Source organism: Njordella aestuarii (assembly GCF_056494165.1).
In genome coordinates, this window is sequence record NZ_CM151397.1 from 2,701,388 (window position 1) to 2,718,043 (window position 16,656).

Here is a 16,656-nt window from a genome sequence, read left to right on the forward strand (position 1 = left end):
GAGTTGCATCGTGTACGCAAAGAATCTTATCACGAGCTGCTTTTTAGTCAGCATCGTGTCTCTGTTCGTTAGTTCGTTGGCATCGGCGCAAGAGACTGATAGTTCGACGACCAAGGATGCCACCACCACGATAGTGCTTGGACCATCGCGACCGCCCGAACCCGCGTTCCTTTATTCTGCAAATGCGCGGGCTGACGTGCGTGTAGGATCGGAAGCAATCGAGCAGTCAATTAATCTAACCATTCGAGTTGTCCAAGGGAAACCGGCGACGGTTGTGTTAGGATTGAATGGGCCAGGTGAAGTGATTGAAGTCACCGGCGATGCGATCGAATCGTGGTCGGTGCGCAGCAAAGGCGACGAAAAGTACCTCGACTTGCAAGTGAAACAAAGTGACGTGCAACCGCAAACGGATGAGTTCGTCGCAACTGCAGTCGTTGGTCTTCGCCACGCATACACGGGACCTCCGGCAGATATTGAATTGTCGCATCTCGCTGCTGGCAAGGCGATCGGCTTTGACTCGCGTATCGAGATTACTTATGCACCTGAGTTGACAGGGCGGGTGACGTTGGCCGATGGGTTTGTTTCGCTTACGGCCAAGCAGCATTCGAATCACTTCCAAACGTCGACTGGCGGAAGAATGTTGCTTAGCTTGAGAAGACAAAGCACTGCGCCGGAGCCGGTCGAGCTGTTTGATGCCTCGTTGATCGGCGAACTGGAGCCCAGCGACAAATCGGTGCGATTCGCTTTGTCAGCAAAGGCGAAGGTCTCCGAAGCGGGGGCAAGGTTGCGTGTCTTATCAGGTAACGCCGCGTTTAGCGAACTGCCAACCACGTCCGACTATCGATTGGAGCTCATTAATACAGCTGAAGGACCAGCTTATGAGTTGGTGTTCCCTGCAACAGGTGAGTTTCCGATCGACTTGAAGTTCGTCGCTGGCGTGACTTCGCCCGATGCCAACTGGCGAAGCATGGATTTGACGGTTGCGGCCAGCGCTGTTGTACCCTTGACGTTGAAGGGATTTGCTTCGGAAATCGAGTTTCGTCGTGAACCGCAATCGATCGTTCCCGTCGCCGAAGACGACGCTTGGCGTGGATTTTTACCAGCAACTGGGCGAGTTCATCTGCAATGGAAGGATGCGCAGAGTTCCAATCAAGGGAAGCTTTTCTTTACGACGACGGCTCGTGTCGAAGCTCAAGTTGGAACAGGACTGCTGAGACAGGATCATCAACTTATCTACCAAGTACTGCAGGGACAATTGAAATCGCTCAGTATTCAGTTACTTGGCCCCGGCGAGATCGTCGATGTGGAAGGTGACAATCTCGTCGGATGGAAAGTCAATGGCGAAGGTGATCAACAGTCGCTCGAAATCACGCTTAGCCAACCGATCTCAGGCGAAAGCAACGTGCGCGTTCGCAGCCAAACGCCACTTGATGCCTTTCCCGTGCGTGTCGAGGGTTTACGATTGCGACCAGTCGGAGCTATTCGGCATTCCGGTTATTTGCGAGTGTCCAATGTGGGATCGGTTCGAGTTGAGGCAGCAAACTTGCAGGGCCTGACACAGCTCGCACCTGAGCAATATCCCGGCGAAGCCTTGCAGGCGAGGCAAGCGTTTGTATACCGCTTCCCTAGTGCAGAATATGATTTTTCGCTTCTTGCCGATCGAGTGCAACCTGAAGTTAATATCAATGCATTGGTGTTATACAAACTCTCTGAGTCGGATCGCGTGATCGAAGCTGATATCGAATTGGACATTCGAGAAGCTGCCATTCGAGAATGGGATCTCGCTGTCCCTGGTGATTACTCCGTGGTGTCAGTGGTCGGCGCAAGCTTGGCGGATTATGTCGTAGCGTCGGCTACCGATGATGAAAAACGCAACGTCAAAATTATCTTTCAAAGTGATGTACAAGGCCGACAACTTGTTAGCCTGCAATTGGAAAAGAGTGAGACAGCCGCAGCGGGTTCATGGACGCTACCGCGTATCGAGTTTCCGCAAGCCAAAGGCGTTCGCGGAGACATCGGCGTGGTCGGCTCGCCTGGATTTCGAATCGTCGCAGAGTCCGTAGACCTCTTAGTCGAAAAGCCGCTGTCGTACTTTCCCAAGCCGCAACCAAACTTGCAGCAAGCGTTTCGCATTCGTGAGCCAGCTTGGTCGGCGACGATGATAATCGAACAGCTTGAACGAAGCATCCAATCGGACGTGTTTCATCTCTATTCGCTCAGCCAAGGAACGATCTACGGCAGTGCACTGGTGAACTATTTGGTTACGGGCGCTCCGACCGCGGATTTCGAATTGACGGTACCACAGTCTCTGGGCAACGTCACGGTGGATGGGCAAGACGTTCGGACTTGGCGGCGCGAGGGAGACAAACTGCTTATCACGCTGCACCAACCCGTACTTGGTTCGTACACCGCACTGATTACGTTTGAAGAGAAGCCGAATGAAGCCGACGGTTCGTTTTCGGCAGGCGTCATCACGCCGCTGAACGTTCAAGGAGACCGAGGTTACATCGAGATCGTCAGCCCAGTACAAGTTGAGATCGAACCGCTGTTGGTTTCGAATCAGCTCTTGGTACTGGATCCATTGGAACTGCCCGGCGAGTTTCGACTGCTCAGCACCGCACCGTCGCTTGGAACATGGCAGTATACCGAAAGACCATTCGACCTGACGTTGAAGGTTACTTGGTTTGAACCCGGCACAACCGCTGGACAAGTCGTAGAGTTTTCCGAAGCCAACAGTCGTGTCTCGCCTGATGGTGAATTGGTTACCGACGTGTTGTATTACGTTAAGTCGCGTGGCCAACGTACGCTGCGACTGCAGTTGCCTGGCGAGCCTGTCAAGTTATGGGCTGTGACGGTGAATGGGCAACCGGTAACCGCGAGGCAAACAGGTAATGAAACGTTGATTCCACTGCCAGGCGGTGCGGACCCGAACGTCCCGATTGAAGTTGGATTGCGGCTTGGCAAACCCTCGGTTGATAGCGATAGCGCCGAACTGTTGCTGCCAATCGTTGATGCGCCAGTACTGAAGACACAGTGGAATGTACGCGGCGATGAGAACCACGTGTTGCTTCCGAGCGGTGGAACAGTCGAGCCTACGATGCCAGTGCTTTGGCCGACTGGATTCGATTGGTTGGCGAATCGAGGTCTGCCGCCATTGGCGACCATCGCGGCATTGATTCTGTTTGGTTTGTTTTTCGCGGTACGAGGAAGCGTACGCTTCTTGGGCGTGCTCTGCTTTTCGGTGACTCTTGTCGTAGCGGCCATCGCAGCGTGGGATGCGTGGGAACATCTGCATACTCCAACGCCCATGCAACTGAACTTGCCAGTCATTGCAGCGGGCGAAATGATCGCGCTGAGCGTGCAAAATGTACCTGCTTGGCGAGTCCAAATCTCATGGGTTGGGATTGGGCTCATTGCTGCCGGCGGTCTGTTGTTGGCCCTGTCCGCGTTTACTCACGCGGTTAAAGCGAATCGACTTTTCACGGCAGTTGGATTGGCATTGATAATCGTGGGCGTGTTGATGCATCCCAACGGAGGCGTCGGATTCTTTGTTGTGGTCGCTGCGATAACGTTAGTCAGGCTTCTCATACCCACCGCTGTAGCATGCGGTCACGATTTTTTTGCTCAACGCAGCCGCAATACTCCTGATCCGTCAAAGACAACGACTGCTAGTGGAGAAAGTCCGTCAGTGGTCACAGGGCTGTTGCTGTTGGCATTGTCCTTGAGTGCCGTCTCGTTTGGTAACCAGTCAGTCGCACGAGCTCAAGAACCAAACGTTGCACAAGGGGAAATGGAATCAGCCGACTCGCTGCTCCAGGAGTGGCAGATTGCGGCGAAGGAAGCCCGATTGAATGCCAAAGGTTCGATTCAAGTCACCGGCATCCCCGGGGATCAGTTTGTATTGCTACAAGCACCCGCGATCTTGACTCGATTCGAAGGTGAGAAGCTTCGCCTGAACAAAATCAATGTTGCCGATCGTGGTTTGACTTACGTCGTGACCATTCCTTTCGATGAGGAGACTGAGCAACCGGCCGAGGCAACGGTGCGTGAGACTACTGACGATAGCGAACCCGAGCCAATACAGCCAAAAAGTTACTCTGCTACTTTCGAGTATCGATTGGAGGCGATCAAACCGGGTGAAGGCATTCCCGTTTTGACCGGTCACGCGGCCTTGCATGAAGTGGATTTGCGACTTGATGAACCGGCGTGGGAAGTCAGTTGCAGCACGGCCGTTCGCATCGAATCGATCGAAGGTGGCGAAGCGGAAACGAGAGCGAAGCTGCTCTTGAGTTCCGGCCCTGCTCAGATCGTTCTGCAGCCACAATCGCGAGACTTGTCGACGGAGGAAACACAGTTTTTTGTCGAAGGTTCGCATCTCTATACACCTGGCCCTGGCGTGGTCGACGGACGCCATCGTTTGGACATTCGTACGTCGCAGGGTCGGATCCGAGAGTTAGTCGTCAACATCCCCGATAGCTTGACGGTTAGCACTGTTGAAGGCCCGATTGCTTCTTGGCAGTTTGACGCCGATAGTCGTCGCCTTCAGATGCAACTCGAAGTTGCCGTCAGCACCGAATTTAGTGTCCTGATCGAGACGCAGCGAAGCTTGGATACGCTACCGACGGAACTGGCTTTGACTCCACTTCGCGTCGAGAAAGCCAGCGGGGAAGTGGGGCTGATAGGAGTTGCCTTCGGCTCGGATGCTCAACCGGAGAAAGTCGACTCAGCCGCATTGTCGATGGTCAGCCTTAGCGATTTCGATGCGACTCTATCGAAGAACGCACAAGCCGTTCTGCATCGCGTCTACCGATATGGCTCGGAGGAAGGCTCGATCGATGTTCGTGTCGCGCCGGTCACGTCAGAGGTTCGCATCATCAGTCGACAAGCGTTGTCGATCGGCGATGAACGCACCTTGCTTAACATCAACTTTAACGTCGATATCACGCGCACCGGTTTGTTCCAACTCAGTTTTCCTTTGCCAGCAGGCTTGGAAGTCGAATCGCTCTCGGGTGAAGCGTTGCATCATTGGGTCGAAACTAATCAAGAAGGGATGCGACAAGTCGTGATGCATTTGAATGGCAAGACCATCGGCAACCACGCGTTTGCGTTGTCCCTAGCTGGTGCAGCACCAGCCGATGCAATTGATTGGCAAGTGCCACGCTTCGCAGTGAATGAAGCAGACCGTCAATCAGGTGATTTGGTCGTTCGTCCCATGACGGGTCTGCGCCTGCGAGCGATCACGCGGCAGAACGTTTCTGAGATTGACCCACGATCACTAGGTGGTCACGGCGAAGGGGCTCTTGCGTTTCGATTGTTGCAGCGAGACTGGGACCTGGTGTTAGGAATAGAAAAATTGGAAGCGTGGATCACTGGCGATGTGCTTCATGAAGTGACGCTGCGTGAAGGTCAGACGCGATCGACCATTATCGCTGACTTCCAAGTCCAGAACGCGTCGATCCGTTCCTTACCGGTGGTTCTGCCAATCACGGACGCCGAAGAGATCAAAACGATCCGTGCCACTGGCAAGGCCGTCGCTGATTTTGTGCGCACCGCACCGGACTCGGATCGCTGGGAATTGCAATTCAAGCAGCGTGTTATTGGTCGCGTACAATTTCAAATTGAATTTGAACGTCGCGGCGAACGAGCCAACGACAGCGAGACGTTGAAAGTGGTCGGTTTCCCGGAAACGCGGCAACTCGCCTATTTCTTTGCAGTACGAACTGGCGGACGCTTGGAGATTGAGCCAGGTAACATGACTCAGGGATGGCAACGAGTCGATTGGAGCGTCGTTCCGGCCACACTTCGTGAATCCGGTAATCGCACCGCGCCCGCCCTATCCCTGCGGGCGATCACTCCGACGACTCCGCTAGCCTTGCGAGTGATTCGCCACGCACTTGCAGACTCGCTGAAGCTGCGAGTGGCTGAGGGTAAGCTTACAACGTTGCTATCGCCCACCGGTGATCAATTGACAGCCGTCGACGTGACAGTGGAAGTCATTCAGCGCAGCAGCCTGAGCGTCACGTTGCCCGAGGGAGGCGAACTGTTCAACATCTTCGTCAATGGCGAGAGTGTGCACTCGATCCGGCGCGGTGGTGCCGCCAATTCCTGGCAGTTCTACATTTTGCCCGGCATTGACGATCGGACTGCTCAAGTGCGCTTCGTCTATTTGCTTACGGGTGAGAGCCTGCGAGATCTGAAGCTGACCAGTCCGTTGCTAAATGTTCCGCTAGAGAATGTGAAGTGGGACGTTATCGCACCACGGGGTTTCGAGTTAACCGACGATGAAGGCGATTTGGAATTGATCCAGCAAGACAGTCGCGGCGTTTACGATCGATCGTTCTATCTGTCGAAGGTTGACGACAAGCGAAAGTCACAAGCGCAGCAGGCTCAACAGATGCTTGCGCAAGCGACTCAAATGTTGCAAGCTGGCGAGCAAACGAAGGCGCAGCGAGCACTCAGCAACGTCGCTAACAGCAACGCACTTGATGCCGCCTCGAACGAAGACGCACGAGTACAGCTCGAGAATTTGCAAACCCAGCAAGCCATCGTGGGATTGAACACACGTCGCCAGCGATTGTACTTGGACAATGACCTAGGCCAAGCTCAAGCTAGTGACAACGACCAGATGCGACAAGCCGCGGAGATGAATCCGATTCTACAGCAAGACCAGTTGAATTTTCGACCGCAAGAATTGAGCCAACTATTGGCTGGTAATACAAGCGAAGACAACGCAGTATTGCAACAGATTGCAGGTCGTTTGGTCCAGCATCAACGAACGACGGAACCCGCACCTCAAGCAATCGTAATCAGCGTGCCAGAGGAAGGAACAATTTATAGCTTCAGCCGTAGCGTCCAAGTCGAAGAGAACGCACCGTTGGAACTAGAACTTCAATTCCGTTCGGAATACAAGTTGCGTCCCTGGGAGTGGTTGATGATCGGCGGAATCATGTCGTTGTTAATCGTAATGTTCGTTGTGATACCACGTCGGTCAGCCGATTCGGAGGCGGATACTTTGTAATGGCAGTATGATAAAGATTTCTCTGGTAGAAGATCTAACTTTTATCTGCGGAATCGCACACGAGTAACCATTGGTACGACTTTGTTGCGAAAGATGCCTCGGACGTCGCGCGGACTGACTTCTTAGGAATAGATTGACTAGGACTAAGGTACGGAGGCATTGGAAACTAGCTTCAGCACGAAGAGAAGCTCGAACAAACATCAGACTAGGCACATTGTTTCGGAATGACGCTCATCGTTCCGTCCGTTTCGAGAACAACTGTTTCCACCTTGGAAAGATCGTCAATCTTTGCCGAACGGGCCGATGCTTCGATCTCGTCGCGCGTGATCCGTTCTTGCTTCATCGCCGTTGGAAGCAGTTCGCCTCGGTGCATCAGCATCCTTGGCTCGCTTTTGACAATTCCTCGAAGCCAAGAACTCCGCACGCTGAGCCACGTTACCACGAATTGCATGCCGCATAAAATGAGGAATGCAAGGACGCCTTGGTCCAGGGCGACATCTTTACTAAGCAAAATCGTTGCTAGAGTCGATCCTAGCGCAACCGTGACAACAAAATCAAATGCATTCAGCTTTGATAGAGTTCGCTTCCCTGTGGTGCGAAGGACTACAATTAGGATCGTGTAGGCGAGGAAGCCTACAACCAAGGTTCGCACTAGTGCATTGTCATCGCTGAAAAACATTTTGTTCATGGATCTTCTCCTGCAAAATGGAGGGTTATGCCTTCGAAGGAGGACTATCGGCGATCAAGTTCTCACCTTCTTCAGGCAGCCGCGCCGTTTTAGCTTGAACGCGGATAACGTCTGCTTCATTCGTCAAATTGCCTTCGGCGGATGAAGCAACAGGTTCGGGACTTGTAGCGTCATCTTTGCTTACTGAGCTCGAAATGTTTGGTTGATATGCATCCTCGGATACTTGCCCCGAATCCGGCTCCAGAAGTTCAATTACTGGACGCACGACGGGAGCTCCTCCTTCTGCCAGCGAAATATTGTTCTGCTGATACGAACGTTTGATTTGGCGAATGACTGCTGATTTGACTTTCAACCAGCTATGGTGGTTTCCGTTCAGCCAAAAATATACGCGTAGATTTACACGAGTCGGGCTCAATCCATCCACTAGGACCCAAGGCTCCGGTTCGCTCAGAACTGCAGGATGCTCGCGTAGAATCTGCATAGCGACATTCTGTGCTTTCACGATCGAAGTATCAAAATCGATTGACATCGCAAAATCGACTCGGCGCGTCGGATTACTTGTAAAGTTAGTCAGAACGTTCTTGAAGACAGTAGCATTCGGAATTTGCACATGATTGCCTTCGAGCGTCATGAGAATCGTTGTGCGCGAAGTCACACGTTGGACGTACCCTCGTTTGTCAAGGACTTCGATCAAATCACCAACTTCAAATGGTTTCCGCAAGCTCAAATAAAGACTAGCTAGAAAGTTCTCGGAGATATCCCTGAAGGCAATACCAATCGCAAGGCCTAACAAGCCAGTACCACCTGCGAACGTGAGAGCTAACCTCGTAAGCCCTGCGATTTGCAAGACGAGGTAACAGGCAATCACGAATAGAGCGATGCCACTTGTTTTGGCAGCAACCTGTCGAAGTAGATCTGTTTGAACATACTTCCCAAGTATTGATAACGAGCTCCGGGCAACGAAGCGTGCAAGGAATGCCGCGATGATCAGTATAATGATCGAGAAAGCGAGCACGGGGACGCCTCGCAGCACCGATCGGCTGATGCGGGTAAGTTCAGCTTCGACGACAGATGTATCCCAAATTTCAGGATCATCGACTTGGATTTGATTCACGACAGCGACGACGTCTTGAACACTTCGCCCCAAGTTGCCCGCCCACTCTTTCGAATTGTCGGTGGTAGTTCGGCCGCGTAGAAAGACCACGCCCTCTTGAACACTCACGTCAACTTCTCGAAACCAAGTCGTTGCTTTGAGAATCCGCGTCAATCGATTCTGGATCTCTTCGTCCCGCGCTGCTGGATTAACATCGACTTTTACAGGTGGACCTTTGACCGTTTCTTCTGATTGACCGTTAGTTGCGGCAGAAGGTGGTGCATCGCTAACCTGAGCAAATACATTTGGCGGGACGAAAACGCAAATCGATGCGACTGCGGCAAACGCAACGAGCAGCCTTCGAGCCAGCCTGGACGCGGCGATCGTTCCGGTTGGCGTAGCGCTTGCTACTTGGCGATCGCACATTGCGCATCCTCTTGTTCGATGTTTCGGGTCGTTTTATTGACTTGTTCCAAGACCAAATTCAAGTCATGTGGCTCAACCAACGTGGCACGCGCTAGCGATTCGATCATACGGACTTCGTTTAGCAGCGGTTCCTTCCGGCTCTGTTCGCGTGCACGCTGAGCTACGGTTTCAGCCGATTGGAGCTGAGCCATCATGACAGCTACATTACCGGATGCATTCTGGCGAATCTGGCTAAAGACCGCCCCGGTCAGATTTGCAAAAGAGTTTCGCGGCGCGATGACGCGTAGTTTTCCTTCTGAAAAGCGGTAGGGGCTTTCAAATTTACGCGACGCGAGCCTAGCCAAGATCGCAGTTAAATGATGTACGCAAGTTACAGCGGTCGTTGTATCATTGACGCCGCTCGATAGCGCTTTAAGCGCGATGTCGACGATCTGCCGAATGCCAAACGCTGCATCTTGGACCGTCGTTCGCTGACTACCGATTGTGAATACGTCAGCAATGCTATTGATTTTGTCTGGCAGCGAATCAGGCGTATCATGGCCGCAATGAACGGTCGCCAATACATCTCCTTCGACCACAAACTCGCCTACGATTCGTTCAATGCGGATGACATTTTCGTGATTGCAAGCAATCTGCAGAATGTGTTCGGCATCGATAACCTGTAGGTAGCCCGATCGCGGAGACAGAATGTTCTTTCGATTTGTTCCATAGCTATCCGGACTCTCAAACGGGTTGTAAACAGGCTGATCTATCTCTTCGGCTTCTTCTTCTCGAGACGATCCAATATCGGTGGGATAGAGACGATCGATCGCATGCGCGGTCTCTTCCGCTGCGGATTTGATGATGCTCTCTGCTTGGATCGACTGAGCTATGTGATGAATGAAGAAGATGAAACAGCCGATACCGACGAGAGCCAGAACGACCGCAAAAAGGATTGCAAGTGCCGGCACGAATGCGCCTTCTTCGCCGCTTCTGATCGTGCGGAGTACAATCAAACAGTAGACGTAGATGCCTACTAAGACGCCCAAAACTAACTGATTCGCGCGATCTCGCATAAAATTTCGCAGAATCCGCGATGTGTATTGGCTAGATGCGAGCGATAGGGCGACGATCGTAATTGAAAAAGCAACGCCAGCAATGGTTACCATCGATGTGGCGATGGCCGAGAGCATGCCGCGTGATCCCTCAGCACCAGCGCCGAACAAACGGGGCCAGTTCGTCCGCAACCCACTTGTGTCGATGTATGCTTCGCTGGTCACAAGCAGCACAGCTAACGAAATCGCAGCTACTACGAGCAGCGACGGCACGAACCAAAGACTTGACCGGAGAGAATCCCACGCGGATCCGAAACTTAATTTGAGCAGGGTAGATTCCTCCAATGCTAGAACTTTCGCGCAATTCGCATTGACGCTTACCGCAAGCGGTGCGCCCTTTGCTGCGAAAAATCAGCAATCGGTACCTTGTACTGAGAATCTTCGAGCGTTTGAAGAAATCGGCCGCTGTTAGCCGGCCGTAGCAAGCTATCCTGCCCAAAGAAATGTTCACATGGCAGCGCAGAAAATAATAATTGAATATATCTGTTTAGGCATCGAAGCGATCGGCATTATCGTCGTCGTGCTCGGTATGCTGACAACATTCTACCGTGCTGTACATCCAGCGTACCGCTCGTTTGATTTATACTCCCAAGTCCGCCGCGACTTGGGTCGCAGTATTCTGCTCGGATTGGAGTTTCTCGTCGCTGCCGACATTATTCGGACGGTAGCCATTGTGCCAACTTTGGACAGCGCTCTTGTTCTGGGCGTGATCGTGCTGATCAGAACTTTTCTGAGCACCGCCATCGAAGTAGAAATCGAAGGCGAGTGGCCTTGGAACAGGAATCGTCGCTCAACGTAAACAAGCCTGAAACCAGCATTCGCAAATTAGGCAAATGCTGGTTATGTTTGAAGAACGCTCGTTGGCGGTCATTGGTAGAATTAGCCGCGAACCGTAGCCTTACCGTGGCGAGTAATTACGACTTCTACACATTCTCCGCAGCATGGGAACTTGTACGTCAATACTTTGCGGCCAAGCAAACCTTTCTTCCAAGTCAGCAAGCATGGTGTTTCGCACGCGCATTCCGCAGGCACGCAAGCCGTAACTTGGTAAGTACATCCGTCGCATGGGTCTACCACGCAAAATGTGACGTTTACCGGCGGTGGTGGGCAAACGCAAACAGGTTCTGGCGCACAACAGCTTCCAGCGTTCAACTGGCTTGCACCCATGACCATGACAACAAACAACAAACTCGACGCAACAATCTTGCTCAACATGCTGAAACTCCTACCAAAAGTTAGCCCAGAATCGACTGCAAAGATCGACATTCGGTCGTTACAGTCTACGTAACCGTTACAAATTGTTTGAGAAGGATCGCAAATTCTTTGACTCTCGTATAGGATTCAAATGAACACCTAGTCATAAAACTTTCTCTTTTCGCAGCCGTCCAGCCCTCAAACCAAAGTCGTCCCGTTGAACTACCTTTCGCATGCATACCGGTACTTGGAGCGTCCCTACTTTGTCGCGGGCACAGCGCTTCCCGACTGGATGAATGTCGTAGATCGCAAGAATCGAACGCGTCGGCAGCTGGCTGAGCCGCACTTAGCCAGCGACGATGCAATTGTTTCTGCGGTGGCTGCCGGATGTGTCCAGCATCACGAAGATGACCGAATATTTCACCAATCGGCCATTTTCGTTCGGCTCAATTCGACTTTTGCCGTCGAAGTTCGTGGTGCGTTGGAAGAGGGGCTTAGTCATCAGGCAGGCTTTCTTGGTCACATCGTCGTCGAGCTCGTCTTGGATTGGGTGCTGAGCGAGCGTGAGCCTGGACTGGTCGATGCGTACTACAAATGCCTCACATTGTTCGCGCCGGAGGAAGTTCAACGCGCTGCAAACGAGATATGCCGTGCGCCCGTCACTGGATTGGCTCCGCTGATCGAAAAGTTTATCGACGCTCGATTCATCGCTGACTATTCCGACGACGCCTTGCTACTTCGCAGGCTCAACGGCGTCATGAGTCGAGTCGGGCTCCCGCCGTTGCCTTTGACTTTGGTTGAATGGTTGCCAAGTGTTCGCGAACGAGTCACGTTGCACGCTGACGAACTGCTTGACTTGCGACGAGACTAATCGTCCAGCTATTCTATCGCAGTAGATAACGTTAGTTGCCCAGCAAGGGACGTTGCAGCGGTTTCCCCTGAGAACACGCATTGAGGGATTCCGACTCCTCGGAAGGCATTTCCGCAGATCTTAATCGTGGGATAGTCTTGCAAAAGTGCTTCGATGCGCTCAACTCGCTGTTTATGGCCGACGTCGTATTGCGGCATCGAGTTTGGCCAGCGGACGAGCTTTGTCCATAAAGGTGCCGACTTTAGACCAAGCAGCGCTTGGACATCCGTCATCGCCGTTGCCTTAATCCGTTCGTCGTCCCAGTCAAAAATCTCGGGACGGACTGCGCCTCCCAAAAAGATGCGGCAAATGATTTGATCGTCGCTACATCGGCCGGGGTATTTCAAACTTGAAAAACTGACAGCCAAAATATTTTTGTTCTCGACTTGGGGTACGACGATACCAAAGCAACGATGTTTCTCCTGCAATTCAGCCGCTTTGATCCCGATCACCAAGACCGCGCTACTGGCGTAATGAATTTCTCCCAGCTCATTGCCAACTGCTGGTAAGCATGACGATAGTAACTTGGCCGCCTGCGGAGCTGGCAGGGCAACGATGCAACCATCGTACGCGTGCCGCTGATCCTCGGCCGTGATGTCCCACTTTCCGTCAGTCGCTTGAGAAATCGCTTCAACGGGACTGTTAAGCAGAATGTGAACATTGGATGGTAAAGCGTTAGCGATCTGTTGCAACCAATCGGACATCCCCAGTCGGGGCGCAGAAAAGATGTCATAGCGTGCCCCAGTAGCTTCCCGGGCAGAATCGGCGTTCATATTTTCTTTGGCGGAAACCTTTCGACGCGCAACCTTGGCGGCTTTAATTAAGCTGCCAAACTTGGCCTCCATTTCGACAAACTGCGGGAGCGCGGCTTGCATGCTGAGCGACTCGGGTTTGGCGGTAAAGATTCCACATACGATCGGTTCGACCAGCCTCTCGAACGCTTCCTTACCAAGGCGTCGGCATGCAAAACTTTTTAGCGACTCATCCTCGCTCGATTTTCGGCTCGGAACAATTTGCTCGGCCAGAACACGTAATTTGCCAAGAGGCGAAAGGATTGGCGATGAAAGTATTGGCTTTAGTCGCGAGGGTTGCAACATAGAAAAGCCGAGCGGGATCGGAGTGACTTGCCCTCGATGCACGACTTGAGCGAAACGGTATTTCAAATGAGGCTTAAGAAGCTCTGGCTCGATTCCCAGTGTTTTATGCAGTCGATCGACGTGCCCCAAGAGGCTAGCGAAGTTGTCTGCGGCATGCTCGAGCTGAATTTCGCCGGCACCGTCAGCCATAAAACGTTCGGTGTGGATCACTCCACCAATGCGACCCTGTGACTCGAAAATATCGATGGTCGCTCGGGGCAAATGCTTTGCTAGGTAAGCGGCAGCCGCCAAGCCACTAATTCCAGCGCCAATTACTGCGACGCGTGGAGCGGCGTGAGATGTGTCGTCAGATGAAACTGACATTACGCTAAACGTACCGGCTCAGGTGGACGAGTCTGATCGAGGCAAGTAGCGATTTGTTTCACAGCTTGACGCAACCGATTTTCGTTTTCAACCAAAGCCATCCGCAGGTAGCCTTCACCGGCAGGTCCGAATCCACCGCCGGGGCTTACCGCTACGTTGCCATGCTCAAGCAAGTGCATCGAGAAATCGATCGAGTTCATCTTGTCACGCCACATCTGCGGATATTTGGCCCACAAGAACATTCCAGCCTTTGGCTTTTCAATTTCCCAGCCGATGCGCTTGAGTCCGTCATAAAGCACATCGCGTCGTCCTTGATAGATTTGCGACTGGCGTTCGACCGTTGCTTCCGTATCGCGTAGAGCAACAATTGCGGCAATCTGGATCGCTTGGAACATGCCGTAATCGTAATACCCCTTGATCGTCGCCAAACCGCGAACCATATCGGCGTTGCCCGCACAGAAGCCAACACGCCATCCAGCCATGTTGTAGCCTTTGCTCATCGTAGTGAACTCGACTCCAACATCCTTGGCCCCCGGAGCCGACAGAAAGCTCGGTGGCGTATAACCGTCGAAAGCAACGTCCGCGTACGCGAAATCGCTGATCACCATCAGGTTGTATTTCTTTGCGAGTTTAACGACTTCGACAAAGAACTCAGGCTCCACGGTGACCGTCGAAGGGTTGTGCGGATAATTGATGATCAGCAGTTTTGGCCGCGGATAGAAATGTTGGCACGTATAAGCGATGTTTGAAAGGAATTTCTCACTGTCGCCAACTTCCAGAGCGACGACGTTGCCCGAAGCCAATACAACGGCGAATTGGTGGACAGGGAAGTAGGGCGCCGGAATGATGGCTGTGTCGCCAGGCCCCATCAAAGCAAGGCACATATGCGAAAAGCCCTCTTTCGAGCCCAGGCACACGAGCGCTTCCGTTTCCGGATCCAGCCGAACACCGTACTTGCGCAGATATTTGCTCGTCAGTTCACGCCGTAAATTCAACAACCCGTTGCTTTTAGAATAGCCATGGTTTCGTTCGTCGCGTGCTGCTTCAGCCAGCTTTTCAATGACCGCGACGTCGGGCGGATCGGATGGGTTACCCATGCCCAAGTCAATCACATCTTGCCCAGCCCGCCGTTTTTGGTAGAGCAAGTTGTTGATGCGGCCAAACAAATAGGGAGGAAGGCGACTAACTCGGGAAGCGTAATCGACCTGCATCGGGCTGGATGGAGGCTCTTGAATCGATGGCACGCTGTGCGAGTCGTTGTTGACTTGATGAATGGACATGCGAGAAAGTACGATTGACTGGATAGGATTCTGGTCAGGCTAATTGCGTCGAGCTCTAAGAAAATCGTCGAGTCCAGCAATTATAACGGGGTTTCGCAGTTTGAAGACGCTGGTGTCCAGTGACATTCGCTCTGCAGTCCCGGTTCACATATTAGAGCCATTTTTCCCTTTTGCTCAATGCGAAAGTCAGGCGGCGCACTGTACTTAGGCCTCATTTTGAACGGAGTCAGAGAAGTCCGATCTCCTTTTCTGATCGATTGGGTAAGAAAAATGAGTTGCGGAAGTTAAACGTCGAATGTTTTTCACGCACTTCGTCTGCTGCTGCGAGCCCCAATTGCGAATTTGACTGCCAAACAATGTAACTTATCAACCAGTTCTGGATCTAAAAACAGGATACAGGTTCGTGTTACTTCGTTGAGGATTCGTATAATGGGATGTGATATTAGCGGTGGCTGTCGAATTTGCCCGGGTATGTGGCTAGCGGGGGCTATGTTAATTGTCATGGCGGTGCAAAGTTTTTTCTTTAAGTCGCCAAATACTTCGGAACCATCTACTTCGAGTGCAAACCGCGTTTCAGAAGCCATTGAATCGCATGCCGACGAACTCGAAAAGTGAGGATCAAATGCATTCAGACCCTGAAAATCAATCACCAGATAGTATGACTCCGATGGCATCGCAGAAGTCGACCCTGTTGGAGAGTCTTTTTCGACTCTGGCCCATCCTGCTGGTCTGCATCGCGATCGTATTTTTGCAATGGTCTCAGCTCAGAGAGGTATATTACAAAGTCTCTGGAAAGGAGTTTCCGGAATCGACAATTGCGTGGCACCATGATTTCGAGACGGCAGCGGCTGTTGCGGCCGACACGAACAAGCCAATCCTGACTGTTTTTGGAGCCTCGTGGTGTCCGCCCTGCCGTACGATGAAGCGCGACGTTTGGCCCGATTCTGAGGTGACGAGAGTAGTCGAAGAGCAATTCGTACCGCTTTACGTCGATGTTGACGATAAGACTCAGGAGAGTATCTCCCAACGCTATAAAATCAGCAGTATTCCAGCGGTTTTAATTGTCGATTCGAATGGAAAACGCTTGGCGCAGAGTTCATCGATGAGCAAATCGGAAACTTTGGCCTTTCTGGCAAGAGATTAGTCGGCTGTGCTTGGTGCTTGGTGCTTGGTGCTTGGTGCTTGGTGCTTGGTGCTTGGTGCTTGGTGCTTGGTGCTTGGTGCTTGGTGCTTGGTGCTTGGTGCTTGGTGTGGGCTTCGGACGTGTGAGGGAACCAAGTTCTTGGGACGAAAAAATCTTTCATTTCTTTCGTTCGATGGGTAGTATGCAGTGCATTCTGCATGAGCGATAATGCGATAGTGTTACGTACACGTAGCAAATAGCTTCCTGCGTCGCTGCAACGTCAAAGCCTGGAAAAACTTCCCACCAAAATTCGCTTACCTGCGGCTGCGATGCAAATTAGCTGAGTATTTGTTAGGCCTATTGTTTCTCT

Annotated in this window: 10 protein-coding genes; 4 read left to right on the top strand and 6 right to left on the bottom strand. The window is 52.2% G+C overall.

All coding sequences use genetic code 11. The features are described 5' to 3' along the window. Positions 1 to 10 precede the first annotated feature (10 nt). The gene (locus SH451x_RS10475; protein ID WP_479362408.1) at positions 11 to 7,018 is read left to right on the top strand and encodes a hypothetical protein; all 7,008 of its coding nucleotides are present in this window, start codon (positions 11 to 13) and stop codon (positions 7,016 to 7,018) included. 205 nt (positions 7,019 to 7,223) lie between these two features. On the opposite strand, the gene SH451x_RS10480 is transcribed toward SH451x_RS10475, so the two are convergent. The 3 genes from SH451x_RS10480 to SH451x_RS10490 are packed head-to-tail and all read right to left on the bottom strand — an operon-like array spanning position 7,224 to position 10,604. Further along, positions 7,224 to 7,706 carry a DUF421 domain-containing protein gene (locus SH451x_RS10480; protein WP_479362409.1) on the bottom strand — a complete coding sequence of 161 codons (483 nt, stop codon included), beginning with the start codon at positions 7,704 to 7,706 and terminating at the stop codon, positions 7,224 to 7,226. A gap of 25 nt (positions 7,707 to 7,731) precedes the next feature. Then, positions 7,732 to 9,225, bottom strand: coding sequence for a mechanosensitive ion channel domain-containing protein (locus tag SH451x_RS10485; RefSeq protein ID WP_479362410.1), 1,494 nt, complete (start codon positions 9,223 to 9,225; stop codon positions 7,732 to 7,734). Beyond that, the gene (locus tag SH451x_RS10490; RefSeq protein ID WP_479362411.1) at positions 9,207 to 10,604 is read right to left on the bottom strand and encodes a DUF2254 domain-containing protein; all 1,398 of its coding nucleotides are present in this window, start codon (positions 10,602 to 10,604) and stop codon (positions 9,207 to 9,209) included. The genes SH451x_RS10485 and SH451x_RS10490 overlap by 19 nt, the downstream gene beginning before the upstream one ends. Positions 10,605 to 10,770: 166 nt before the next feature. Between SH451x_RS10490 and SH451x_RS10495 the strand changes: the two genes are divergently transcribed. Then, positions 10,771 to 11,118 carry a DUF1622 domain-containing protein gene (locus SH451x_RS10495; protein WP_479362412.1) on the top strand — a complete coding sequence of 116 codons (348 nt, stop codon included), beginning with the start codon at positions 10,771 to 10,773 and terminating at the stop codon, positions 11,116 to 11,118. Positions 11,119 to 11,198: 80 nt separating this feature from the next. Here SH451x_RS10495 and SH451x_RS10500 read toward each other — a convergent pair whose 3' ends face one another. Next, positions 11,199 to 11,534 (bottom strand): hypothetical protein, encoded by a 336-nt coding sequence (locus SH451x_RS10500; protein WP_479362413.1) that lies wholly within the window; start codon positions 11,532 to 11,534, stop codon positions 11,199 to 11,201. Between the two features lie 196 nt (positions 11,535 to 11,730). Between SH451x_RS10500 and SH451x_RS10505 the strand changes: the two genes are divergently transcribed. After that, the gene (locus SH451x_RS10505) at positions 11,731 to 12,384 is read left to right on the top strand and encodes a hypothetical protein (protein WP_479362414.1); all 654 of its coding nucleotides are present in this window, start codon (positions 11,731 to 11,733) and stop codon (positions 12,382 to 12,384) included. Positions 12,385 to 12,392: 8 nt separating this feature from the next. Here the strand turns inward: SH451x_RS10505 and hemG are convergent, their stop codons facing one another. Beyond that, positions 12,393 to 13,883, bottom strand: coding sequence for a protoporphyrinogen oxidase (gene hemG / locus SH451x_RS10510; RefSeq protein ID WP_479362415.1), 1,491 nt, complete (start codon positions 13,881 to 13,883; stop codon positions 12,393 to 12,395). Further along, a complete protein-coding gene (locus SH451x_RS10515) occupies positions 13,883 to 15,094 on the bottom strand; it encodes an aminotransferase class I/II-fold pyridoxal phosphate-dependent enzyme (RefSeq protein WP_479362900.1) in 1,212 nt (403 codons plus the stop codon). Before SH451x_RS10515 ends, hemG begins: the two co-directional genes overlap by 1 nt. A 691-nt stretch (positions 15,095 to 15,785) precedes the next feature. Between SH451x_RS10515 and SH451x_RS10520 the strand changes: the two genes are divergently transcribed. After that, complete coding sequence (locus SH451x_RS10520) at positions 15,786 to 16,307, top strand: thioredoxin family protein (RefSeq protein WP_479362416.1); 522 nt, start codon at positions 15,786 to 15,788, stop codon at positions 16,305 to 16,307. Positions 16,308 to 16,656 lie beyond the last annotated feature (349 nt).

Excerpts from the sequence above, each read along its gene's own strand:
- SH451x_RS10480 (WP_479362409.1), bottom strand. The coding sequence starts at position 7,706 with ATGAACAAAATGTTTTTCAGCGATGACAATGCACTAGTGCGAACCTTG.
- SH451x_RS10485 (WP_479362410.1), bottom strand. The coding sequence starts at position 9,225 with ATGTGCGATCGCCAAGTAGCAAGCGCTACGCCAACCGGAACGATCGCC.
- SH451x_RS10495 (WP_479362412.1), top strand. The coding sequence starts at position 10,771 with ATGGCAGCGCAGAAAATAATAATTGAATATATCTGTTTAGGCATCGAA.
- SH451x_RS10500 (WP_479362413.1), bottom strand. The coding sequence starts at position 11,534 with ATGTTGAGCAAGATTGTTGCGTCGAGTTTGTTGTTTGTTGTCATGGTC.
- hemG (WP_479362415.1), bottom strand. The coding sequence starts at position 13,883 with ATGTCAGTTTCATCTGACGACACATCTCACGCCGCTCCACGCGTCGCA.
- SH451x_RS10515 (WP_479362900.1), bottom strand. The coding sequence starts at position 15,094 with ATGCAGGTCGATTACGCTTCCCGAGTTAGTCGCCTTCCTCCCTATTTG.
- SH451x_RS10520 (WP_479362416.1), top strand. The coding sequence starts at position 15,786 with ATGCATTCAGACCCTGAAAATCAATCACCAGATAGTATGACTCCGATG.